The sequence below is a fragment of the Geomonas propionica genome (assembly GCF_016458235.1).
Lineage (GTDB): Bacteria > Desulfobacterota > Desulfuromonadia > Geobacterales > Geobacteraceae > Geomonas > Geomonas propionica.
In genome coordinates this window covers 223,060-246,723 of sequence record NZ_JAEMHK010000005.1, presented here as the reverse complement: position 1 = coordinate 246,723, position 23,664 = coordinate 223,060, and the positions used below count along the sequence as shown (strand labels likewise).

At 63.5% G+C, this 23,664-nt stretch carries 18 protein-coding genes; 9 read left to right on the top strand and 9 right to left on the bottom strand.

The annotated features are described in order from the left end of the window. Positions 1-78: 78 nt before the first annotated feature. Positions 79-1,716: a DUF3300 domain-containing protein gene (locus tag JFN90_RS09080; protein ID WP_199394794.1), complete on the top strand. Its 1,638-nt coding sequence runs from the start codon at positions 79-81 to the stop codon at positions 1,714-1,716. A 145-nt stretch (positions 1,717-1,861) separates the two neighbouring features. On the opposite strand, the gene JFN90_RS09075 is transcribed toward JFN90_RS09080, so the two are convergent. Further along, positions 1,862-3,154: an amidohydrolase gene (locus tag JFN90_RS09075; protein WP_199394793.1), complete on the bottom strand. Its 1,293-nt coding sequence runs from the start codon at positions 3,152-3,154 to the stop codon at positions 1,862-1,864. 307 nt (positions 3,155-3,461) lie between these two features. Here JFN90_RS09075 and JFN90_RS09070 point away from each other — a divergent pair, with 307 nt between their 5' ends. The 6 genes from JFN90_RS09070 to JFN90_RS09045 all read left to right on the top strand — a co-directional run bounded on the left by JFN90_RS09070 (position 3,462) and on the right by JFN90_RS09045 (position 7,680). Continuing rightward, the gene (locus tag JFN90_RS09070; protein ID WP_199394792.1) at positions 3,462-3,704 is read left to right on the top strand and encodes a hypothetical protein; all 243 of its coding nucleotides are present in this window, start codon (positions 3,462-3,464) and stop codon (positions 3,702-3,704) included. Positions 3,705-3,712: 8 nt separating this feature from the next. Beyond that, positions 3,713-4,009, top strand: a complete 297-nt coding sequence (locus JFN90_RS09065) for a hypothetical protein (RefSeq protein WP_199394791.1) — start codon at positions 3,713-3,715, stop codon at positions 4,007-4,009. An 84-nt stretch (positions 4,010-4,093) separates the two neighbouring features. Beyond that, on the top strand, positions 4,094-4,693 hold the full coding sequence (locus tag JFN90_RS09060) for a hypothetical protein (RefSeq protein WP_199394790.1): 600 nt from the start codon (positions 4,094-4,096) through the stop codon (positions 4,691-4,693). Positions 4,694-4,953: 260 nt separating this feature from the next. Further along, complete coding sequence (locus JFN90_RS09055; RefSeq protein ID WP_199394789.1) at positions 4,954-5,475, top strand: SixA phosphatase family protein; 522 nt, start codon at positions 4,954-4,956, stop codon at positions 5,473-5,475. A gap of 45 nt (positions 5,476-5,520) precedes the next feature. Further along, entirely contained in the window at positions 5,521-6,045 is a 525-nt protein-coding gene (locus JFN90_RS09050; RefSeq protein WP_199394788.1) for a helix-hairpin-helix domain-containing protein, read from the top strand. Positions 6,046-6,132: 87 nt separating this feature from the next. After that, positions 6,133-7,680, top strand: a complete 1,548-nt coding sequence (locus JFN90_RS09045) for a Ppx/GppA phosphatase family protein (protein WP_199394787.1) — start codon at positions 6,133-6,135, stop codon at positions 7,678-7,680. Between the two features lie 184 nt (positions 7,681-7,864). Here the strand turns inward: JFN90_RS09045 and JFN90_RS09040 are convergent, their stop codons facing one another. From JFN90_RS09040 to JFN90_RS09005, 8 genes are all read right to left on the bottom strand, one after another. After that, entirely contained in the window at positions 7,865-10,000 is a 2,136-nt protein-coding gene (locus tag JFN90_RS09040; protein ID WP_199394786.1) for a PKD domain-containing protein, read from the bottom strand. A gap of 320 nt (positions 10,001-10,320) precedes the next feature. After that, positions 10,321-10,503: a hypothetical protein gene (locus tag JFN90_RS09035; protein ID WP_199394785.1), complete on the bottom strand. Its 183-nt coding sequence runs from the start codon at positions 10,501-10,503 to the stop codon at positions 10,321-10,323. Positions 10,504-10,910: 407 nt separating this feature from the next. Beyond that, a complete protein-coding gene (locus JFN90_RS09030; protein WP_199394784.1) occupies positions 10,911-11,408 on the bottom strand; it encodes a chemotaxis protein CheW in 498 nt (165 codons plus the stop codon). 153 nt (positions 11,409-11,561) lie between these two features. After that, positions 11,562-14,066, bottom strand: coding sequence for a glycogen/starch/alpha-glucan phosphorylase (locus JFN90_RS09025; protein ID WP_199394783.1), 2,505 nt, complete (start codon positions 14,064-14,066; stop codon positions 11,562-11,564). Between the two features lie 136 nt (positions 14,067-14,202). Then, entirely contained in the window at positions 14,203-16,182 is a 1,980-nt protein-coding gene (locus JFN90_RS09020) for a monovalent cation:proton antiporter family protein (RefSeq protein WP_199394782.1), read from the bottom strand. 11 nt (positions 16,183-16,193) lie between these two features. Beyond that, positions 16,194-18,914 carry a cation-translocating P-type ATPase gene (locus JFN90_RS09015; RefSeq protein ID WP_199394781.1) on the bottom strand — a complete coding sequence of 907 codons (2,721 nt, stop codon included), beginning with the start codon at positions 18,912-18,914 and terminating at the stop codon, positions 16,194-16,196. Positions 18,915-18,948: 34 nt separating this feature from the next. Beyond that, positions 18,949-19,425: a DUF3124 domain-containing protein gene (locus JFN90_RS09010; RefSeq protein ID WP_199394780.1), complete on the bottom strand. Its 477-nt coding sequence runs from the start codon at positions 19,423-19,425 to the stop codon at positions 18,949-18,951. Positions 19,426-19,481: 56 nt separating this feature from the next. Beyond that, positions 19,482-19,826 carry a hypothetical protein gene (locus JFN90_RS09005; RefSeq protein WP_199394779.1) on the bottom strand — a complete coding sequence of 115 codons (345 nt, stop codon included), beginning with the start codon at positions 19,824-19,826 and terminating at the stop codon, positions 19,482-19,484. Positions 19,827-20,253: 427 nt separating this feature from the next. Between JFN90_RS09005 and JFN90_RS09000 the strand changes: the two genes are divergently transcribed. Both JFN90_RS09000 and JFN90_RS08995 read left to right on the top strand, forming a co-directional pair. Further along, positions 20,254-21,633 carry a sigma-54-dependent transcriptional regulator gene (locus JFN90_RS09000; protein WP_199394778.1) on the top strand — a complete coding sequence of 460 codons (1,380 nt, stop codon included), beginning with the start codon at positions 20,254-20,256 and terminating at the stop codon, positions 21,631-21,633. Then, positions 21,633-23,639, top strand: a complete 2,007-nt coding sequence (locus tag JFN90_RS08995; protein ID WP_199394777.1) for a cache domain-containing protein — start codon at positions 21,633-21,635, stop codon at positions 23,637-23,639. The genes JFN90_RS09000 and JFN90_RS08995 overlap by 1 nt, the downstream gene beginning before the upstream one ends. Positions 23,640-23,664: the final 25 nt, after the last annotated feature.

Here is a 23,664-nt window from a genome sequence, read left to right as displayed (position 1 = left end):
TGCCCGCTTTGCCTTGCCAGACGGCTTCTGCTAGACTGGACCGGTGGGGCAGAGAGCACCAAGCCTTAGGAGAAAGCTATGAAAAGGTTATTGATCATCCTGTTACTGGCAGTAATATTCCCGCTTACTGTCACTACCTCGCCGGTCCAAGCTCAATCGGAGCCCGGCTACTACCAGATCTCGGACCAGGACGGCTATGCCGACGCCGACCTGCTCTACCCCGAGGAACTGGACGACCTGCTGGCCCGGATCGCGCTCTACCCGGACCCCCTGATCGCCCAGATTCTGCCGGCGGCCACCTTCGTCGACCAGATCCACGACGCCGCCAATTTCGTCCGGCTCTACGGGGAGACCTCGCGCATCGACTATCAACCGTGGGACATCAGCGTGCGTGCGGTGGCGCATTACCCGCGGGTGCTGTACATGATGGACCGCGAGTACCAGTGGACCGCTTCGGTGGGGCAGGCCTATATCGAGCAGCCCCAGGACGTGATGGACGCCATCCAGAGACTGCGCCGCTTCGCTTACGACGAGGGGAATCTTTTCAGCACCAGAGAGCAGCAGGTTTTCTTCGAGGGTGACGTAATCCGCATCGTCCCCGCGCGTCCGCAGTACGTCTACGTGCCGGTATACGACCCGACCGTCGTGTACGTGGAACGCTACTACCCCAGCACCCCCTTCATCACTTTCAGCGTCGGTTTCACCATCGGCCCCTGGCTGAACCGGGACTGCAACTGGCGCGAACGCAGGGTCTACTACCACGGCTGGCGGGGAGACGGATGGGTCACCCGATCGCGACCCTACGTCCGCGACCGCGGCGGCATCTACGTCAGCAAGCGCGCCGCGACCATCACGATCAATCAGCGGGTGGTGCAGCGCGACACACGCAAATACCGGGAACAGCTGCGCGTGGAGAGCAGGCGGTATCGGGACGAAGGGAAGATGCCGCCGGTGCGGGTAGATCCGCGGCGCCCGCGGGTCGAGCAACCGCGCCCGGGCAGGGTCGAACAGCCAAGGCCCGGCAAAGTTGAGCAGCAGCGCCCCGGCAAAGTTGAGCAGCAGCGCCCCGGCAAGTTAGAACAGCAGCCGCCGCGAGGCGAGCGGCGCAGCGAGCCGTGGAACCGGCGTGAGGCGGCGCCCGCGCCGGGCGTACCTGCCCCCGTGACCACGCCGACCAAACCGGGTGTGACCCCACCCGCGGCACAGCGGCAGCCGACGCCGACACAGCCCAAGGTGGAATCGGTCCAGCCGCAGGCGCAGCCGGGCCGGCAGCGCGGCCCCCGGCAGCCCAAGCAGGAGCCCCAGGTCCAGACCGGAACGCAGCCGCCGCAGGCGGTCACCGGTGAGCCGACGGGACGCCCTGGCAAGGGAGAGAACCGGCGCAGGGAACCCCGCCCGATAAACCGCCCCGCCGTGCAGCCTCCGGCCGGGACCTCGGCAACGCCATCCGCGCCAGCCGCTCCTGCAGTACGAGGGGGCGCGCCCCACGCTCCGGCTGCCGAGCCGCCGGTCAAGGCAGTCCCGGCTACACCGGTACGGCCGGTCACGCCGCGGGTCGAGAAGCCGAGGGTCGCGCCGACACCGGCCGTAACGCCGGCGCCTCGGGCCGAGCCCGCTGAGCCCGCACGACCGGTGCGGGATTCCGAACCGGGACAGGGACGCGGACGCGGCGAATCGTCAGGCGGCAGGGGCTTCCAGAGAGGCGACGATCGCTGATCTTTCCCTGCCTGCTTGTATGGGCGAATAATCATTCGCCCGTCCACGCTCGCTCTCCCGTCTGGACAGGGACGGGCGAGGCATAACTAAAAAAGGGGCGCATCGCACGATGCGCCCCTTTCCTTTTGCTGGTACTGCCCCTACCCTACCCCATCGGGAGCAGGTCGCAGGCGGCGGCGACCAAGGCCTTCACCCCGGCCCGCAGCGTGGGCTCGGGGAGCGGGGCGTAAAGCGGCGAATGCTGGGACGGCAGCGACACTCCCTGACGCTCCCCCTCCGCGAAAAGCACCGGATCCGCAGCCCCAAGCCAGAACATGCAGATTGGAATCTCGCCACCAAGCCCCCAGGAACCGAAATCCTCACTCACCATCTTCGCCGCCGAGCGGACCACGTTGTCCGCCCCGAGCGCCGCCCGCAACGCGCCAGCCACGCGCTCGGCAAGGATCGGATCGTTGTAGGTCGCCGGATGGCAGGCGAGCACGGAGACGACCGGCGAGCGCTCCTGCGGCACCCCGGCAGCGAGGGCCACGCCGGCGCAGATGCGCCGCACCGAATCCAGGATCTGGTCGCGCACCCGGTCGTCGAAGCTCCTGATGCTCAGTTGCAGCACCACCTCCTCGGGAATCACGTTGCAGGCGGCGCCGCCGTGGATGGAGCCGACGGTGACCACGGCTGGCTGGTGCGGGGTAACCTCGCGGCTCACGATGGTCTGCAGGGCAAGTACCACCTGCGCCGCCATCACCACCGGATCCTTGCCATGCTCAGGGGCCGAACCATGCGCCCCCACGCCGCGCACCACCACCTCGACTTCGGTGAAGCTGGCCAGGAAGTTGCCCGGAGCATATCCCGCGCTCCCCGCCTTGAGGAACAGGGTGCTGTGCAGCGCCAGGGCGTAATCGGGCCTCGGGCAGAGCCGGTAGGCGCCGTCGTCGATCATGGCCTGGGCGCCGTCGCTCCCCTCTTCTCCCGGCTGCCCCACGAGCACCAGCGTGCCGGCCCAGCCGTCCCTGGTGCGAGCCAGTACACGGGCCGCGCCGAGCAGGCAGGCGACATGCACGTCGTGCCCGCAGGCGTGCATCACAGGCACCTCGTTGCCGTCCCGGTAGATCGCCCGCGCCGTGCTCGCGTAAGGGAGTCCCGTCTTTTCCTCCACCGGCAGCGCGTCCATGTCCGCCCGCAGCAAAAGGGTCGGCCCCGGTCCGTTCTCCAGCACCGCCAGGACGCCGAAGCCGGGCCAGTCGAACCTGCTGTACCTGCCGATTCCCTCGGTAACGGTGAAGCCAAGCCCTTTCAGTTCCCCCGCCAGCAGCGAGGCGGTGGCACGTTCCTGCCCGGACAGCTCGGGACAGGCGTGCAGGTGCTTGTAGAAGGTAACCAGCGACGGCAGTTCGGCTTCCACCAAACGGTTCACTGATTCAAGCTGCGATTGTGTCGGCATAAACTCTCTCACAGGCGACGATAAAGTACCGGTGCAGATTACTATGTCTGGCTTTGGTTATCAACCGAGATATGTCGTGGCAATGCCACAATCACCTGCCGCAGAGGACCCCGCCCACGGGGTAGACCAGAGCAAGATCGTCGCAGACCAATGGCATCCGAACAGGCAGAGTGATTATTTACTATGCAGGTGGTGCGCGTGGCCCGCCAGCCCCCATTCCGGTAACCACCCGTAAAAACAGCCCTCCCGGCGGTGAAGCCTTCGATGGCATGTTCTATGTAAAGCCGCAGCCCAAGGAGGAGCTGCCATGACAGAGATCATCGACGGAATTGCGCACGTCACCGCGGCCGAGGCCGCCAGCGAACTTGCCACCACCGAAACCCGGGTGCTCATGCTGCTGAAGCAGAAGACGCTGCAGGGGACCCTCTCCGACCTGGGATGGTTCGTCACCAGGGCTTCCCTCGACGGCTATGACCGCGACAGGGAAGCGGCACAACCGCACCCTACCTGCCGCACCGCCTGCACCGCGTCCAAATGCGGGTGCCACTAGGAGTTGAAATGGGCCTCACCATACTTGCTTCCGATCTCAAATACAAATACCCGAAGGCCACCCAGACACGGTTCGACGCCAAGTTCGCCGGTCCCGGCGATAACGTACCGTTCAACCGTGACGACATCTACGACATCCTGCCGCTGCTTACGGCGGTCATGAACGAACTGCAGCGGGACGACGCCCGTACCCTGCATTTCCTCGAGGACCTGATGAACCAGGACATGCCCCGCTTCCTGGTCACCCGCTGCGAGGTATTCGACTTTCTCGCCGGCTGCGGCAAAGAGATGCTCTCCTACCGATAGCGAGCACCGCCGGCAAGACGCAGGGCACAGCAGCCTGAAATTCCCTGACGCGCTGCAGCGTCAGCCACATAAAGGAGAGCGGCAATGAACAGCTTAGCGACCATGAAAGCGTCAACGACAGAGACGGCATGTGCCGGCTTGCACGAAACCGGCTTCACCATAGAGCGCATCCCCGCGCGTCCCGGAGGCTACCGCCTGGAGATGTACGGCTTCCTTGCCCCTGGCTGGAGCGGCAGACTCGCTGCAGGGCTCGCGGAGCACCGCGTCGGGATCGTGCGGGGGAGCGCCGAGAAGATCAACGCCAGCAGTTGGCGCTCGAGCTTCGAACTAAAGAGCGCGCCTTTTGCCGGGAGCCCGGAAGCCATCGACTTCCTGCGGTTGGCTGGTACCGAGCCCAACCACAATGCGGCACCGATCGAGCTCCTCTCCTTCACCATGGAGCCGACAAAGTGTCACGACGGCAGCCTCTTCGTCGAGTTGAAAGGGGTGGACCGGCTGGGGTTCCTCGGAGACCTGCTGGACTACTTCAGCATGCGCTGCCTGTTCCCGGTGAAGATGACCGTCGACACCCAGGGGGATGTCGCCGTCGACCGCTTTTGGCTCAGAGGCGTGGGCGGCTCGGTTCCTTCCGAGGGGATCTCCGACGCCATGAGCAAGAACCTGGAGCAACTGTTGGTGCGCTGACAACATCTCGCGCCGCCACCCGCGCATCGACAGGAGCTAAATAACGTGCGTCCTCCCGCCATTGGGAGGGCGCCGTCCCCATCTACCGCACCTGCCTCACTCACCCGATTCGCCCCTCTCAGTCACACGACCGGCCATGCCACTCACGGCATAAGGACGGCATCTTTACCAGACCCTTTCCGCTCCGATTGAGACAGCCGGTTGCAAATCGAAACAGATTCGCTAAAGTCTTTAATGTTGCTTAATCCAGGGGGTCACCCATGATCATCCACATAGTACGACACGCGGAAGCCATTGAGAGAACAGCCGAGGTACCTGAAGAGCACCGCTACCTCACCCGGCGCGGCAGAAGACGTTTCCGCAAAGCAGCCAAAAGCCTCGCCACACTCGGCATCGAGCCCGACCTGATCTTGACCAGCCCGCTGATACGCGCGGTGCAGACCGCCGACATCCTGGCCGAAAAATTGCGCTACAAGCGGGAGCTCATCGTGGCGCCCCAGCTCTCTCCCGGTTTCCGCCCGGACAAACTCGACGAACTGTTGAAGCTCTACCCGCAGGTCACCGAGGTCGCCCTGGTAGGACACGAGCCGGACCTCGGCATGGTGACACAGGCGCTTCTTGGCGAAGATGCCAACCTCACCCTGGCCAAGGGAGGAACGGTGTCGTTCAAAAGGAGCGCGAGCGGCAGCGGCGAACCGCTGTTCCTGCAACTGGTGACCGGAACCGGCAGGATCGTCACCTCGCGCGGCAAGGCCCTCGACCGCCTGCGACAGGGGGGCTGACCGGGAGGCGGCGCAAGACAAAAAAACGCACAAGGAGAGTCAAAGATGGTCCAGTCAGCAGCAGATTTCAGACGGATGAAAGGGGTCGGCCCGGTCTTGGGCAAGCGCCTGTACGATGCGGGATTCGACAGCTTCGCCAAGATCGCCGAGGCAGGAGAGGATGGCTTGATCAAGGTGCGCGGGGTGAACCGGCGCCATATCGGGTCGATACTGGAACAGGCCCGGGTCCTCGCCGGGATGGAGCTGGGCGATCAACAACCGCCCGCACAGCTCATGCAGCAACGGGTGGTCGGGGTGCGGGAAAAGGTGGAAAACCTGGCCCAGTCGACCCGGGACCGTTTTGCGGGCGAGATGTCCGAGAAGTGCGGCAGGAAACTCGGAGCCGACCTTGAAAAGATCGAGAACGCCCTGTTGCAGATGCACGATTTCGGCAACAAGCGGTCCAAGCGCATCGCAAAGATACTTAACAAGGCAGAAAAGAAAGTCACCGGACTGGAGGACGCCATTCTCAAGAAGGTCCGCAAAGGGTTCAAGAAAGCGAGAAAGGCAGTGCTTAAGGCTTTGGCGTAAGCGTCACCACTCCCGCCGGCACGGGTTGTCATAATCCGTCCAGTCCTGATACAATCTTACGATCCCATCATGCGCAAGGAGTAGCCGTTGAGACAGAACCGGCTGGCCGCCATCGACATTGGCACCAACTCGATCCGCAGCATCATCGTAGAGACCGCAGGCAGCGGCAAGTACAAGATCCTCGATGACGAGAAGGTGCTGGTGCGTCTGGGCGAGGGGCTGCACCAGACCGGCGCCATCTCCCCCGCTGCGTGGCAGCGCGCCATCGAGGCACTGTCACGCCAGAAGAAGATCATCGACGGTTATCGGGTCGCCTCCATCGAGGCGGTGGCCACCAGCGCGGTGCGCAAGGCCAGCAACGGGCCCGAGCTTGTCGCGGCCGTCAAGGAGCAGACCGGCCTGGAGATCGAGGTAATCAGCGGCGAGGAGGAAGCGGAATTGGCCGCCCTCTCCGCTCAACACAATTTCGAGCTCGACGGGGTGCGGCACCTGATCTTCGACATCGGAGGGGGGAGCCTCGAGCTGATTAGCGCGCTGGGAGCGCACACCGAGGAGATGCTTTCGCTGGAGCTGGGCGCGGTCTTTCTCACCGAGAGCTTTCTGAAAAGCGATCCCGTGCAGCAAGCGGAACACCAGAAGCTGCGCAAGCATGTGCGAAAGACGCTTAAGGCCTCCTACACCGGGGAACGCGCCGGGATGCAGTGCCTGCTCGGCTCGGGGGGCACCGTCACCTCCATCGCCGCCATGGTAGCCGCGTCGAGGGGCGAGAAGTTCGACTCCCTGCACGGCTACGAACTGCTCCGCTCCGAGTTGGTGCACCTTCTGGCCATGCTGGTGCGCAAGAGCGACAAGGAGCGCCGCGCCCTGCCCGGGTTGAACCCGGACCGCTCCGACATCATCATCGCCGGGGTCACCGCGGTCGACGAGCTGATGGACTTCTTCCAGGTGAACCACCTGAAGGTGAACGAGCGCGGCATCCGCGAGGGGCTCATCCTGCGCGGACTGCGCCGTCGCAACCTGCTGCCGGAAAAGAAGAAGCGCTCCTGGCGCGACAGCACGCTGGAGTTCGCCCGCTCCTGCCACATCGACGAGGGACACGCCCAGCAGGTCGCCAGGCTTTCCCGGCAGATATTCCTGGCGCTGGCCCAGCGCTATGGCTGGGGCGACAAGGAGCTGAGGCTCCTGGAAGCCGCCGCCATCATGCACGACGTCGGCTATTTCATCAGTTATTCCAGCCACCACAAGCATTCCTACCACCTGATACGCCACGCCGACCTGTTCGGCTTCACCCCCCGCGAGCGCGAGCTGATGGCCAACATCGCCCGCTACCACCGCAAATCCATGCCCAAGAAAAAGCACGACGAGTACACCCGCCTGTCGGCTGCGGACCAGCTCCTGGTGGCACGGTTGGGGGGCATCCTCAGGTTATGCGACGGCCTTGACCGGCGCCGAAACGCGGTGGTGCGGGAGATCGGCTGCGCCCTGGGAAAGGACGTCCTGCGGCTCACTTTGGGCGGTGACGAGGATATGTCGGTCGAGCTCTACGGGGCCAAGGCCAAAAGCGACCTGCTCCAGGAGTCCTGCCGCCTGAAGCTCGACCTCCAAATCCAGCCACACCAAGCGCCCCCCCTGTAGGGGTGAATAATCATTCGCCCTCTACTTGCGTGCCCCACGAAGCTGACGCAAAAAGGCCGGGAAAAGATTCCCGGCCTTTTTCTGTTTCACCTGCGCCGTATCCCGCCTGCCGGATACGTTATTCCCGCCATAAAAAACGGCGGCGGGAAGATACCCCGCCGCCGCACATTACAGCTTCAGCCGGTTAGGGCTGGAGAGCATTGTAGTTCTGACCATCGTCAACGATAGCATCGTTCTTGCTGTGAGGTACGCCGACGGTGACGGAACCGGTGCACGCGCCGCCTTGACCGTCAGCCGCGTTGAAGTTGATGCGGTAGACACGGCCGTTGCCGGTGCCGGAACGCTCCGCGCGCAGCAGGGCCTTGTCACCCTGGATCACCGCATCGGGGCTGGTATCGCCATCGCCAAGACCGTTGATGGTTTCATCCTGCGTGATGCCGGTAATGGTGAGGGTTATCTTGTCGTTGTCCGGGTCGCTGACGCCGGTGATGGTGACCGGAACCAGCTTGTGGTTGGGCGGCCAGAGTGCGCCGGGTACCACCTGGGCATTGACGCAGGAGGGAGGATCGTTGACGTTCAGGATGTGGACCACCACTTCGTCCGCCAGTTCGCTGGCCGCGAGGCCGTCATTTACCACCAGTTGGAAGGTGAGATCCTCGCCACCCATGCCCACCAGCGGAGCGGTGAAGGTCGGATTGGGGCTGGTGGCGTCGGACAGGATGACCGCCGGCCCGCCTACCTGGCTCCAGGTGTAGCTCAGGGCGTCGAGGTCGGGATCGCTGCTCGACGTACCATTGAGTGTGACCAGGCTCCCTTCGTTGTAGGTCAGATCGGTACCGGCATTGGCAACCGGGGCGTGGTTTACGTTCTCCACCACGATGTCGACCGTGTCGGTATCAGTGTCGATCCCGTCAGTCACGGAAAGCATGAAGGTGAGTCTCGCACCTTCGACGCCTACCGAAGGGGCAAGGAAGGTCGGGGACACTGCGTTGGTCTCGGCCATCGGCACCGCAGGCCCGGCTACCTGCTCCCAGGTGTAGGTGAGGTCTTCACCATCCAGATCCCAGCTTACCGAACCGTCCAGTTGCACCGGCGACTTCTCGGCGACCGTCTGGTCGTCACCCGCAATGGCCTCCGGCGGATGATTGATGTTCTTGATCGTGACGTTGACGGTATCAGGGGCGCTCGGGAAGTGGGTATCCTTGACGATCAACTGGAAGGTAAGCGTGCTCCCGCCCGCGGACACCAGAGGGGCGACGAAGTTCGGATGAACCGTGTCAGCCATGTTCAAGGCTACCGGGGTGCCCGCGATCTGCGACCAGGTGTAGGACAACGCATCCCCGCTGACAGAGCTACTTGCGGACCCGTCCAGGACCACGACGGTTCCCTCGTTGAAGGAAATGTCGGCGCCGGCGTTGGCAATGGGGGGAGCCGCCTTGGCGATGCTGAAGAAGGTACCGTTGCTCCCTGCGGCAGCGTACAGACCACCTCTGCCCCCGGCAACGGAAACAGTTCCGGAATTCTGCAGCGATCCGTAGAAGATCTTGATCCTGCCGCCGCCACCACCGCCGCCGCCGTCGTCCTGCCCGCACATGCCCGGCGTGCCGCAGCCGTAGGCCCCGCCACCACCGCCGTTGGCTTTGAGGCTTCCCGTGTTGACGATGGTGTTGCCGTAGAGGAGGATGCCCCCCCCTGCCCCGCCGCCGGTGGAGTCGTTGTAGTAAATTTTGCCGTCATCTCCGTTGGCAGAGATTGTTCCCGCGTTGCTGATGTTTTCAGCCTCGATCCAGAGTGCGCCGCCACCATTGCCGCCGAAACCACCGTCGTTGTACGAGTAATCCACGTAACCAGCCGCTCCGGCAGAAGATCCCATTTCGATGCTGAGCGTGTCCGCGCTCCCGTACGGTAAACCGCCGAGACCATCCACTCTCCATCCTCCATCGGTCACGCCGTTACCGCCTTTGCCGCCATACGCGCCACCGCCGCCGCCATCGATGCTCCCGATGCCACCAGCTCCCGGGCCTTCACCGGGGCTGTTGAACGCACCCCGGTAGCCTCTGCCATCGGCTATGATCGACGACGTGGCGTCGACGACGACCTTGTTCGCCTTGAGCTTCAAATAGCCCCCGGTCGACCCGTTGTAAGGGGCAACGTACAACTTGCCGCCATTGATAATACTGACATTGTCAAAGCTCTGCTCACCCGACAGGGTCTGCACCCCACCACTGACTACCAAATCGGCAGCGGTGGCAGGAGAAACGCAGGCGACTGACAGGAGAAGCGATACTGCAGGAAAAGCCGTCCATCTGTTGTGTGACATCTAGAACCTCCTTGAAGTGGTTTCTCGGGCCGCTCCAGAGGCAGGAGGCAGACAGCGGCAAACTCTCCCGGAAGCGCTTGCGGCAAGACCTCACAGCTACCTCACGGCATCGAGATGTCGGCGACTATATTTTCATAGGACACATTTGTCAATTTCAATTTAACAAATCTAACTTACGAATTGTCCCGACCGGCTATTGTCGCTGTAACGTCGGGAAATCTCTGGACCCAAAACGAGACAAGGCCGGGACGATAGTCCCGGCCTTGTTGTGTGTTGATACATGGCCTGTCGGCAGTCAGGTGCGCGAGGAGAGCCCGCTGCTACAAAAGGAAAAAGGAGATGATGATGATCAAGAGCCCGCTGGCGATCCTGAGCGGCATCGACGCGAGTAGGTGGCGTGTGCGCTTGTACCAAGGCGGCAGCACGTCCAGCACCAAATGGCATAGGACCAATACCAGGACGATGTAGAGGATACTTTCGTAGCCATAGCTCAGGTATTCCATCAGAGGGGCTCCTTACCCGGCCGAGTTTGCATGCTTTACGGAATTGGTGCGGTGCGCCACGGCCTGAGTTGTTAATAGCACAGACAGTGCCAGAAACGAAAGTGCCGTCCAGTCAGCGACAATAGTATTAACCCGCTGTTTTCGCGCCACAAAGCCGGCTGCCCCGGAGAAGGATGAGACGAGATGGCGGTCACCCGGCCAAAAAGTGTTCAACTTTCCGACACATCCTGTTCAAAAGGAGCCTGACCCGTCCCCGGTCGTGCACCGTAAAACGTTCACCGGCCTTTCCAAGCCCAATCCGGTCGTTAGTAAAAACGGGGGCCGACGTCATGCCGGTCCCCCGTCCTTTTCTCGATTCTTTCGCCCTGCCCCTCCCCTCCCCGGGGGAATGGGACTCTCCGTCGTCGTTACCCGAAATTGGAGAAGGCGTCCTGCTCGGCGCTGGTGAACATGCGGTCAAGCTGCAGCATGAGCAGCAACTGCTCGCCGTGCTTTATGACCCCGCAGATAAAGTCCTGGTCCACACCGCCCGCGGCGATGCTGGGCGGGGGCTGGATCTCGCCGCTGGAGATCCTGATCACCTCGGAAACGCCGTCGACGATGAACCCCATGAGCTTGCCGTCGATGTCCATGACCATGATCCTGGTGTGCTGGTCGTCGTCGGTGCTGCACATGCTGAACCGGTTCCTCAGCGAGATAATCGGTATCACCTTGCCGCGCAGGTTGATGATCCCCTCTACGCTGGGCGGGGTGTTGGGAATGTGGGTAATGGGGGTCATCCTGATGATCTCGCGCACCTTCAGCACCTCGACGGCGTACTCTTCTGCGCCCAGGTTGAAGCTCACCAGCTGGATCAGTTCGTTGCTCGACTCACCCTTTTTGATCGGCAGATTGGCGGTAGACATTTATTCCTCCGAAAGTTTCTGAATCAATCTCTCAACCAGCTTCTGACACGCGGGCTGCACAAGGTCCGGCTGTTACACCGTGTGTCTCGACACTTTGTCTGACGTATCGGCTGTCCCGAAGGAATCTTGAGGAGAAGTTGACGCAGTCGCGAGCTACCTTTCGGCCTGCGGGTCCACCGCGCGCAGGTGCCAGATCCCCTCGTTGTACTCGGTGATGGTCCGGTCGGTGGAGAACTTGCCGCTGCGGGCACTGTTGACGATGCTCATCCGGACCCACGCCTCCCGGTCCAGGTAGGCCTCGGCGGCCTGCCTCTGCGCCCGGACGAAGCTGCGGAAGTCGGCGGCAACCATCCAGGGGTCGCTCGGGCTCATGATCGCTTTCACGATAGGCTCGAAGATCCCCTTCTCGAACATGTTGAAGTGCCCGCTGGTGAGAAGCTGCATGACCCGCTCCAGTTCCGGGTCGGCGGCGACGATGCCGGCGGGATTGTAGGTGCGGCGCGCGCGCTCCACCTCCTCGGCCGTGAGACCGAAGACGAAGAAGTTCTCGTCCCCTACTTCCTCGCGGATCTCGATGTTGGCGCCGTCCAGGGTGCCGATGGTGATCGCCCCGTTCATCATGAACTTCATGTTCCCGGTGCCGGAGGCTTCCTTGCCGGCGGTGGAGATCTGCTCGGAGAGATCGGTGCCGGGGCAGATGACCTCCATGGCGGTGACGCGGTAGTTGGGAAGGAATGCAACCTTGAGCCGGTCCCCCACCACCGGGTCCTCGTTCACCACGCGCGCTACGTTGCTGATCAGCTTGATGATCAGCTTGGCCATGTAGTAGCCGGGGGCGGCCTTGCCGCCGATCAGCACGCAGCGGTTGGTCCAGCCGTCGGTATCGCCGCGCTTGATGCGGTCGTAGAGGTGGATCACGTGCAGCACGTTCAGAAGCTGACGCTTGTACTCGTGGATTCTTTTCACCTGGACGTCGAAGAGGCTGTCGGGGTTGAAGGCGACGCCGCACTGTTCCTGCACCAGGGCGGCCAGCCGCTCCTTGTTGGTCCTTTTGACCTCATGCCACTCCCTGCGGAACTCCGGGTCGTCGGCGAAACGAACCGCCTCGGAGATCTTGTAGAGGTCGGCCACGAAGCCGTCGCCGATCCTGGAGGCGAGCAGCCTGGTGAGCCCGGGGTTGCAGCGCCCGAGCCAGCGGCGCGGGGTAACACCGTTGGTCTTGTTGTTAAACTTCTCCGGCCACAGCTCGTAGAAGTCGCGGAACAGCCCCTGGACCAACAATTCTGAGTGCAGGGCCGCCACGCCGTTGACCGAGAAACTGCCGACGATGGCGAGGTAGGCCATGCGGACCTGCTGCACGTCCCCTTCCTCGATGATGGACATGTTGCGCAGGCGCTCGCTGTCGCCGGGCCAGCGGCTGGCGACCTCGCCGAGAAAGCGGGCGTTGATCTCCAGGATGATGTCAAGAAGACGCGGCAGGAGCTGTCTGAACAGGGGTACGGACCACTTCTCCAGCGCTTCCGGGAGCAGGGTGTGGTTGGTGTAGGCCATGGTCCTGGTGGTGATCTGCCATGCCTCGTCCCAGGAGAGTCCCTGCTCGTCCATGAGCAGGCGCATCAGCTCCGGAACGGCGCAGCTTGGGTGGGTGTCGTTCAACTGGAAGCAGTTGCGCTCCGCGAAGTGGTCGAAAGTTTTGCCCTGCCGCGAGATCCAGCGCTGCAGGACGTCCTGCAGGCTGGCCGAGGCCAGGAAGTACTGCTGCCTGAGCCTGAGCGCCTTGCCGTTTTCACTGGCGTCGTTGGGGTAGAGCACCATGGTGATGTTCTCCGCCTCGTTCTTCATGGCGACGGACTCGGTGTAGCTGCCGGCGTTGAACTCCCCCAGGTCAAAGACGTCGGTGGCAGCGGCCTTCCAGAGCCGCAGCGTGTTGACGGTCCCGTTCCTATAGCCGGGGATGGGGAGGTCGTACGGGACCGCGATCACGTCGTGGGTGTCGAGCCAGCAGAAGCTCACGGTGCCGTCCTCGTTGCGCCTGGTTTCGCAGCGCCCGCCGAAGCGGACCCGCTGGGTGTACTCGGGGCGCTCCATCTCCCACGGGTTGCCGTCGCGCAGCCAGTGGTCCGGCTCCTCGACCTGGCGGCCGTCCTCGATACGCTGGCGGAACATGCCGTACTCGTAGCGGATGCCGTACCCCATCACCGGCAGCTGCAGCGTGGCGCAGCTATCCAAAAAGCAGGCGGCCAGGCGGCCGAGACCGCCGTTGCCCAGGCCCGCGTCGATCTCCTGGTCGGCTAGCTCCTCCAATTGCAGACCGTACTTCTGCATCGCCTCCGCGACCGGCTCGTCCAGACCCAGGTTGAGCACCGCGTTACCGAGCGCACGCCCCATCAGGAATTCCAGCGAGAGGTAGTAGCCTGTCTTGGTGTTGGCGTTGATATAGGCGTAGCGGGTATTGTTCCAGCGCTCGATCAGGCGCTCGCGGATGGTGTAGGCAAGGGCTTGATAGTGATAGCGGGTGTTGCTGCAGAACTTGTCCCGCCCCAGGTGATGGAAGTAGTGGTGTTTGAAATCCTTGACCAGGCCTGCGGCGTCCATGGGGAGCGCCTCCAGTTCACAGATATCATCGGGGCAAAGGATATTCTTTTCCTTGTCGTGCATATGCGAGAACTCCTTTTGCGTTAATAAGTGGCGCCCCCCCGGGGGGGGCGGTACATTCTACACCTTTCGGCGTCAAAGTGCGGTTACTGAAGCGGGGAAAGGCGCGACTGGGAGCCGGCAGTTCCTTGCGCCGGTCTCAAGTCGGCTCGAAAAGCTTAGCGGCGGCGCGCATTTGGTCGGGGGTGCCCAGGAGAAGTACGATGTCCCCCTCCCAAAACTCCCAGACAGGGTCGGGGTTGGCGGCGATGTCGTCCCCCCTCTTGACCGCCACGACGGTGGCCCCGGATTGGGATCGAAGCATCCCTCCCCTTAGACGCTCCCCCTCTATGGGCGCGTTCCTGCGCACCCGGAAGCTGCCGATCTCGGCGCCGGAAAGAAAGCCCGCGATGCCGACGGCATGGCTGTGGCGCTTGCTCACACTGCGCAGCATGTCGTAGCCGTCGCGCCTGACCTCCGCGATGCAGTCCTCGATCACGTCCTGCGGGATCAGGAAGCGCTTCAGTACGCGAAACAGGATCTCCACCGAGGTCTCGAACTCCTCGGGGATGACCTCGTTCACCCCCAGCCGGAACAACGGCTCCATCTCCAGCAGGTACCTGGTGCGCACGATGACGTGAATGGACGCGTTCATGGACCGGGCCTGCGCCGCGATGCGCCGGCTGGCAGCGGCGTCGGAGATAGCCACCACCACGATGCGGGCCTCGTGGATGCCGGCATGCTCCAGGATCTCGGGCTTCGACGCGTCACCGAAAATGATCTCCTCCCCTTCCCTCCTCAGGCCGCGCACCGTAAAGGGGTTGGTCTCGACGATGACGCGCGGGATCTCCAGGTTATTCAAGGTACGCGCCAGGTTCTTGCCGTTGACGCCGTAGCCGACGATGATGACGTGGTCCCGGTAGCCGGCCTTGTCGCCGTTTTGCGCGAGGCTACTCCGGCCGCGAGTCCAGGAGTGCGGCAGCGTGGCAGTCAGAAAGTCAGCCACCGGCCCGGCCAGCTTCATGCAAAGCGGCGTGAGCGCCATGGTGGCGATGGAGGCACCCAGGAAGAGCTGGTAGGTCTCCGGGGTGAGCAGGCCGTACTTGAGCCCGCTGCTGGACAGGACGAAGGAGAACTCCCCGATCTGGGCCAGGGACAGTCCAGCGATGAGGGCGATGCGCATGGGGAGCCCGAGGGCGATGCCGGCCGCCGAGGCGAGTAGCGCCTTGACCACGATTATGGAAAGAACTAGGCCGAGCAGGAGCAGCGGGAACTTGAACAGGATGGCGGGCTTTAACAGCATGCCGACCGAGATGAAAAAGAGGCTCATGAAGGCCTCGCGGAAAGGCATGATGTCACTGAGGGCCTGGTGGCTGTACTCCGATTCCGAGATGGCAAGCCCGGCGATGAACGCCCCGAGGGCCAGCGAGAGCCCCACCTGCGCCGTAATCCACGCGGTCCCCATGCCGACGAAGATGATGGAGAGCACGAAGAGTTCGCGGCTCCTGGTCTTCACCACCTGTTCGAAGAGCCACGGCACCGCAAAGCGGGCGCCGTAGTGGGCGCCTACGATGACGGCCCCGGCCTTGGCCGAGACCAGGGCGATGTCGGCCAGCCCCTTGCCGCCACCGGCGAGGAATGGGGTGAACAGCATCAGGGGGACGATGCAGAGGTCCTGGAAGATGAGGATGCCGAGCGCGGCCTTGCCTTGCGGCGTATCCATCTCGCCGGCGTCCATCATCAACTTCATCAGAATTGCGGTCGAGGAGAGCGCCACGAGGAAGCCGAAGAAGACGGCCTGGGACAGCGGGAAGCCCCCCACCGCGCCCAGCCCGGCAACGGCGGCAATGGTCAGCACGAGCTGCAGACCGCCACCGAGCAACACCATGTGGCGGATGCGCATCAATTCCTTCAGGGACAACTCGATGCCGATGGTGAACAGCAGGAGCACCACGCCGTACTCGGCCATCTGCTCGACCTGGTGGGTGTTCCTGATGAAGCCCAGGGCATAGGGGCCGGCCAGCACGCCGGTGATCAGAAAGCCGATGATGGAGGGGAATTTGAACCTGCGCAGTACTACCACGGTAAACAGAGCTAGACCGAAGAGCACGACGATGTCGCGTAAACCGTGAAAATCCATGAAACCTCGCTCTATTTTCTATGCGGCGCGCAGCGCCGAGCATACCACTTGGCCAGTTCGAGGACCGGGACGATCGATCCCGAAGCAAGGATGATGCCCCCCCAGTCCGGCAGTGTCAAGGAGAAGGTGCCGAAGGGTCGGTGCATAACCGGCAGGTAGACCACCACCAACAGCAGACAGATCTCCCAGAGGACGGCGCGGTTCAGCCACCTGTTGGCGAAGGGGCGCCTGAAGATGGAATCGCGGTCCGAACGGAAGCTGTAGGCGTTGAAAAACTGTATCAGCACCAGCGACACGAAGGTAACCGTCATGGCCTCAGCGTCGGAACACCCGGATGCTCGGGCCCAGGCAAAAAGTGCCAGGTTGACCAGCGCGGACCAGCCCCCCCCCACCAGTACCAGCGTCACCACGGTACGGCTGAAGATCCCCCGTGAGGCGTCCCTGGGGGGACGGCGCATCAGGCCGGGTTCTGCGGGGTCGACCGCGAGCGCCAGGGCGGGGAGACCGTCGGTGGCCAGGTTCACGTAGAGGATCTGCACCGCGCCCAGCGGCAGTGGCAGCCCCGCCAGCATAGCGCCCATCATCAGTCCGATCTCGCCGGTGTTGGAAGCGAGCAGGTACATCAGGTACTTCTTGATGTTGTCGAAGATCGCCCGACCCTCCTCCACCGCGGCGACGATGGAAGCGAAGTTGTCGTCGGTCAGGGTCATGGCGGCGGCCTCCTTGCTGACCGCGGTGCCGGTGATCCCCATGGCGATGCCGATGTCCGCCTTCTTGAGCGCTGGTGCATCGTTGACGCCGTCACCGGTCATGGCGACCACCTCGCCCTGCTTTTGCAGCGCGGCGACGACCCGGAGCTTGTGCGCGGGGGAGACCCGCGCGTAGACGCTGATGGCACCCACCTCATGCTCCAGCGTCGCGTCGTCCATCCGCTCCAGCTCGGCGCCGGTGATGACGCGCCCCTGGTCCAAAAGCCCCAACTCCCGCGCCACGGCAGCGGCGGTGACCGGATGATCCCCGGTGATCATCACCGGGCGGATGCCTGCCTCGCGGCAGACAACGATGGCGGCGCGGGCCTCGGGACGGGGGGGATCGATCATCCCCACCAGGCCGAGGAAGGTCATGCCGCTCTCGGCCTCGGGGCGGTCGGTGTCGTGCTTGCGGGCAACGGCCAGTACGCGCAGCGCCCCGGCGGCCATTTCGGCGGCTGCCTTAGCGATCTCCTCAAGCGACGCCTGGTCCAGCGGGCGCTCCCCCTCCCCGGTCAGCTGAGTGATGCAGGCGGAGAGGATCACCTCGGGGGCGCCCTTGGCGCACGCGACCAGGGCCGGCCCCTCGGCGTGCAGCGTCGTCATCCGCTTGCGCTCCGAGCTGAAGGGGATCTCGTCCAGGCGCGGGTAGCGCATGGCAAGCTCGGCCTGGGACAGCCCCGCCTTGGCCGCGGCCACCACCAGAGCCGCCTCGGTGGGGTCCCCCTGCGCCGTCCAGCGCCCGGCAGCATCGTCCCAGACCACCCTGGCATCGCACGCCAGCATGCCCACGCGCAGCAGCTCAACCAGCGTCACGCTCGGTAACTCCGCCCTCCCCCGTGCGGAGAAATCTCCTTCCGGGGCGTAGCCGGCGCCGGAGAGCTCGTACCATTGATTGGCGCAGTACAGGCGGCGCACCGTCATCTCGTCTCTGGTGAGCGTCCCGGTTTTGTCGGAGCAGATCACCGTGGTGCTCCCCAGGGTCTCCACAGCCGCCAGGCGCCGCATCAGGGCGTGGCGCTTGACCATGCGCTGCACACCCAGGGCGAGCGAGATGGTGACCACGGCGGGAAGGGCCTCAGGTACCGCCGCGACGCCGAGGGCAATGCCGAAGAGGAGCATCTCCACGAACGCTTCGCCGCGCAGCAACCCGGCGACGACGATGACGCCGACCGCGACCAGGGCGGCGCGTGCCAGAAGATTGCCAACCCGGTCCAGGTTTTCCTGCAGCGGGGTCCGGCCGGTCTCGATGCCGGAGATCATCCGGGCGATGCCGCCGAACTCGGTCTGCATAGCGGTAGCGACCACTATCCCAGCGCCACGGCCGTAACTCACCACCGTGCCGGCGTAGACCATGTTGCCGCGCTCGGCAAGCGGCGTTTCCTGAGGGAAGAGCTGCGCGGCCTTTTTGTCGACCGGCAGCGACTCTCCAGTCAGCGCCGCCTCGTCGAGCTGCAGGTTGAAGGCCTCGGTGAGCCTTACGTCGGCGGCGACCCGGTCGCCGGGGCGCAACAGGAGCAGGTCGCCCGGCACCAGGTCCCGGGCCGGCACCGTCACCTCGGTCCCGCCCCGCAGTACGGCGGCATCGGGCGCCGCCATGCGTCGCAAGGCCTCAAGGGCCCGCTCCGCCCGGTACTCCTGCCAGAATCCCAGCAGCGCCGCGAAAACGACGATGACCGCGATGGTGACCGCCTCGACGGCATGGCCCAGCAGTGCCGAGAGGAAGGCGGCGATGAACAGGATGACGATGAGGACGTTTTTGAATTGCCGGAAGAAGACAGGCCAGGGCGAGATAGGCTGAGCGGCGGTCAGTTCGTTGGCGCCGAAGCGGGTAAGCCGTAGCGCCGCCTCGGCAGGATCGAGTCCCTCCGCGCCGGTCTGCAGGCGGCGGTAGACCTCGTCCGGCTCGAGGCTGTGCCAGGGGAGCTGAAGCTGCGCTCGCTGGTCAGGGCGGTTGCGCTGGCGTTTCCCCGGTTGAGTCACGGCTGCTCCTCCCGCACGAACGTGCGGCGGCAGACTACCTGATGCCCGGACGGACCACCTGTCCGGGGCTGACGAAGGAAATCCCCTGTCCGGAAGTGGCGCCTATCATGACCGATTCGATGATAGGGGCATTGATGGTGCGGTCTGCCTGCCACTTCACGATGAAGTTGGCGCCGAAGCCACCCGCCACGTCCTTCTCCTCGATGTGGACGTAGGTGCTGGCAAGCGGCGCTAGAGAGACCGGCTTGTCCTGGTAGCGGCGCAGGAGCTTGCCGCTGGTGTCGTAGTAGTCGATGGCGGTGATGCGCAGCCACGAATCCATATCCGTGTTCCTGATGCTCAAGGTAGCGGCCAGTTGGTACGGCAGGTTGCGCGGTCCGCTGAAGACGTTGGAGTAGACAGGGACGTACACCGTCTGCCCCTTGGAAAGGTGGACCTGGTCCGAGGCGGACCAGCCGGAAACCGGCAGGGCGAGCAGAGCGAACAGTAACAAAGACGCGGCAAGACGCATGGCTTCCTCCATATCCGGCGGTGACCGGAGCAGTATAGCAGGCGTGGCCTGGGGGGCTAGCGGTTCAGAAACGGAACCAGGCCACGCACGAGATCCATGGTGAAATTCACCCCAGCCAGTGCGCCCAGCGTCCCCACCACCCCGCATGCCGAGGAAAACATGGAGTTACGAACTTTCCAGGCGGCGGGAATGAGGCTGAACGACATGAGCAGGTAAAGGAACAGGGTGAGCAGGTGCGCGGAGAGGCGCAGATTGGCAGCGACGCTGAATCGGTCAGCCACGGTCAGTGTGACGGCGATGGCCGCGGCACGCAACAGCATCCCTCGACCGTCCGCCTTCAAGGCAGAACGGAAGACAACGATCCAGGCAATCGCCTTAAAGAGAATAGCAAAAAAAATCATGAAAGCTCCTTGCTGCTGTTATTTTGTTGCCATGAGGTCGTTGATCAGTGCGGTAGAGTAACATAATTCCTACCGGATATGGTTATTCAAAGGAGAAAGTGGTATCATCTAAGCCTTTGCGAACTAACGTGGTACTGAGACAGTGGCATCCTCGCGTCGTACAGCAACGGCCGCTCCTGATCCAGTATTTGCAACAGTTCAACTCAATCCTGACTATCCTCCCCCCACTCTCGCCACCCGCCCGTCGGGCCCGTCGCCGCACAGGAGAGAGACCGGGGCCAGAACTGCGCCTGGTCAGGTTTTCCCTTGACAAGAAAGGCTCAGGCGAAAGATAGTGATCCGGTGTCTACACAATCCGGGGCAGCTCCCAAGCGCCGTGTAGCACACCGAAATGCTGCCGCCCCAAGACTACAGGTGACCAACAATTATGTATAACGGCAAGGTGATCATTTGCGACGACGAGGTCGAGATCCTCAGGTACCTGAGCAAGATTCTATCGGCCAAGGGGCTGGAGCTCGAGGTGTTCAGCTCCGGCACCTCCCTGATGAACTGCCTGGAGAACCGGGGGCTTGACGACGGCGACCTGATGCTCCTCGACGTAAAAATGCCCGACCTGGACGGCCTGGAAATACTGCAGCGCGTGAAGAGGATGAAACTGGACGTCCCGGTGGTCATGATGACCGCCTACGCCTCCATCAATTCGGCCATCGAGGCGATGAAGCTGGGCGCCTACGATTACGTCACCAAGCCCTTCCCCAAGGAGAAGATCTTCGGCATCCTGGAAAAGGTGCTGGAGCGCAAGGAACTGCTCAAGGAAAACACTGCGCTCAAGGACGAGTTGGGCATCCCCTCGGCGGCGACCCCTCTCATCTTCAACTCCGAGACCTTCAGGCGGGTGCACGACATGGCCATGCTGGTGGCCCAGAGCGAGTCAAACGTGGTCATCCTCGGGGAATCCGGGACCGGCAAGGAGCTCATCGCCAGCCTGATCCACAACAACAGTCCCCGGGCGAAGGAACGCTTCCTCACCATCAACTGCGCCGCCCTCTCCGATACCCTCTTGGAAAGCCAACTTTTCGGCCACGTGAAAGGAGCCTTCACCGGCGCCATCAACGCCCAGAAGGGACTTTTGGAGGCGGCCAACCACGGCACGCTGTTCCTGGACGAGGTGGGCGACATGAGCCAGGCCATCCAGGCGAAACTGCTGCGCGTGCTGCAGGAGGGAGACTTCATTCCGGTCGGCGACACCAAGGCCAAAAGCGTCGACATCCGTTTCGTGGCCGCGACCAACAAGGACCTCGAAGAAGAGGTGCGCCAGAAGCGCTTCCGCGAGGACCTATTCTTCCGGCTCAACGTGATCTCGCTGCACCTCCCCCCTTTAAGGGATCGGGGCGATGACATCGAGCTTTTGGCCCGGCACTTCCTGGCCAAGTACGCGGCGCGCATGAAGCGAGACATCAGCGACTTCACCCGCGAGGCGATGCAGCTTCTGAAATCGTACAATTGGCCCGGCAACATCCGCGAGTTGGAAAATGCCATCGAACGCGCGGCCATCCTGACCCGCGGCAACACCATCACCGCCGAGACCCTGCCGGTCTGGCGCACCCCGCCCCAGCTTCCCGATACCAGGCAGGACGGCGGCAAGCGCCTGGTTTCCCTGGAGACCGTGGAGCGCGAACACATCCTGCACGTCCTCAAGGCCTCCGGCAACAACAAAAGTCGCGCCGCCAAGATCCTCGAAATCGCCAGGCGCACCCTGGACCGCAAGATCGAGGAGTACGGCCTTGAAGACGAGGGCATCCGCTGATGCTCAGGCGTTTCCCGATCCGGGCCAAGCTCACCGTCGGCTCCGTCGCCCCCCTCTTCGTCGCCTTCTTCATCTGCTCCCTGGCCGGCCTCTACATCATCAACGACAAGATCGCCAGCCAGGCGCAGGAAAAGGTGCGCACCGACCTCAACTCGGCGCGCGAGGTGTACCGGAACGAGCTTGAGCATATCCGGGAGTTGATGGACCTCACCGCCACCAACCCCTACAACGCCAACTCCATCGTGGCCGGCGAGAAGAACATCCAGTCCCTTTTGCGCAGCCGCATGGAGAACAAGCACCTCGACATGCTCACCGCGGTCGACGCCTCCGGACGTGTGCTCTTCCGAGCTCACAGCCCGCAGCTCAAAGGGGACCGGCAGACCTCCTACTTCGTGGAACAGGCGCTCAAGGGGATCGCCGTCACCGGGACCACGGTGCTTACCCCGGACGAACTGGGCAGGGAGGGGATCACCCTTACCAACCGCGCCACCATCCCCCTCATTTCCACCCCGCACGCCCGACCGCGCGCCGACAAGACGGAACGCTCGGGCATGATCATGGTTTCCGCCTTCCCGCTCAGAAACAGCGCCGGCACCGTGATCGGCGCGCTCTACGGCGGCATCCTCCTCAACAACAACAACGCCTTGGTGGACAAGATCAAGGAGATCGTCTACGAGGGGGTGCAGTTCAAGGGGACGGACGTGGGGAGCGCCACCATCTTCCTCGGTGACACCCGCATCGCCACCAACGTGCGCACCACCGACGGGGCCCGCGCCATCGGCACCCGGGTCTCTGAGCAGGTCTACAAGCAGGTGATCCAGGAGAAGAAGAAGTGGATCGGCCGCGCCTTCGTGGTCAACGACTGGTACTTCACCGCCTATGAGCCGATCATCGACCTGCGGGGGAAGGCGATCGGCTCTCTCTATGTGGGGATGCTGGAAAAGCCCTACACCCACATGCAAAAGAGCGTCAACTCGATCCTGTACCTGGTGCTCTTCGTCACCTCGCTGATCGGCATCGCGGTCTCCGGCTTCATCGGAACCCTCTTGGCGCGCCCGATCAAGGAACTGGAGAAGCTGGCGCACCGGGTGGCCCGGGGCGAGCGCGACCTGCAGATCGAGGTGCAGTCCACCGACGAGGTGGGCGACCTGGCCGAGGCTTTCAACCTGATGACCCGGGCCCTGGGGCGCCAGGAGGCTGAGATCGGCCTTTTGCACCGCGCCCTGGAGCTGAAGATCGAGGAGCGCACCGCGCAGCTCTCGGACAAGACCAAGCTCCTAGCCGAGACCCAGGCGGACCTGGCGCGCGCCGAGAAGCTTGCGGACCTGGGCATCGTCGCCGCCGGCGTGGCGCACGAGATCAACACTCCCTTGGCCATCATCCGCGGCAACACCGAGGTGCTGGAGATGTGCCTCCCCAACGAGCACCCCAACCGCGAAGAGGTGGAGATCATCAGCCAGCAGACCGAGCGCATGGCGAAGATCGTCGGGAACCTTTTGACCTTCGCGCGCCAGAAGTCGCTCAACCAGCGCCAGTTCATGGTGCACGAGGTGCTGGACGACATCGTGGCCCAGATCAGACACCAGGTCCCGATGGACACGGTTTCGGTGAAATGGGAATACGACCTGAACCTGGGACCGGTGACCGGGGACACCGACCAGTTGCGCCAGGTCTTCAGCAACATCATCCTGAACGCAGTGCAGGCCATGCTCCCCGACGGGGGGACGCTGCGGCTTACCACCCGCCGTCACGGCCCGGGCAACGGCTGCATCGTGGAAATCCGGGACACCGGCAAGGGGATCTCCCCCGAGCACCTGGAGAAGATATTCACCCCCTTCTTCACCACCAAGGACACCGGCACCGGCCTCGGCCTCTCGGTCTCCTACGGCATCGTCAAGGACCACGGCGGAGACATCAGGGTGTCGAGCACCCCGGGCATGGGTACCTGCTTCGAAATCGAACTGCCGGGGCTGGACCCACTAGCCCCGCCGGAAAACGAGCCCTGATGCTTGCGCAGCAACAGCGCCAAGA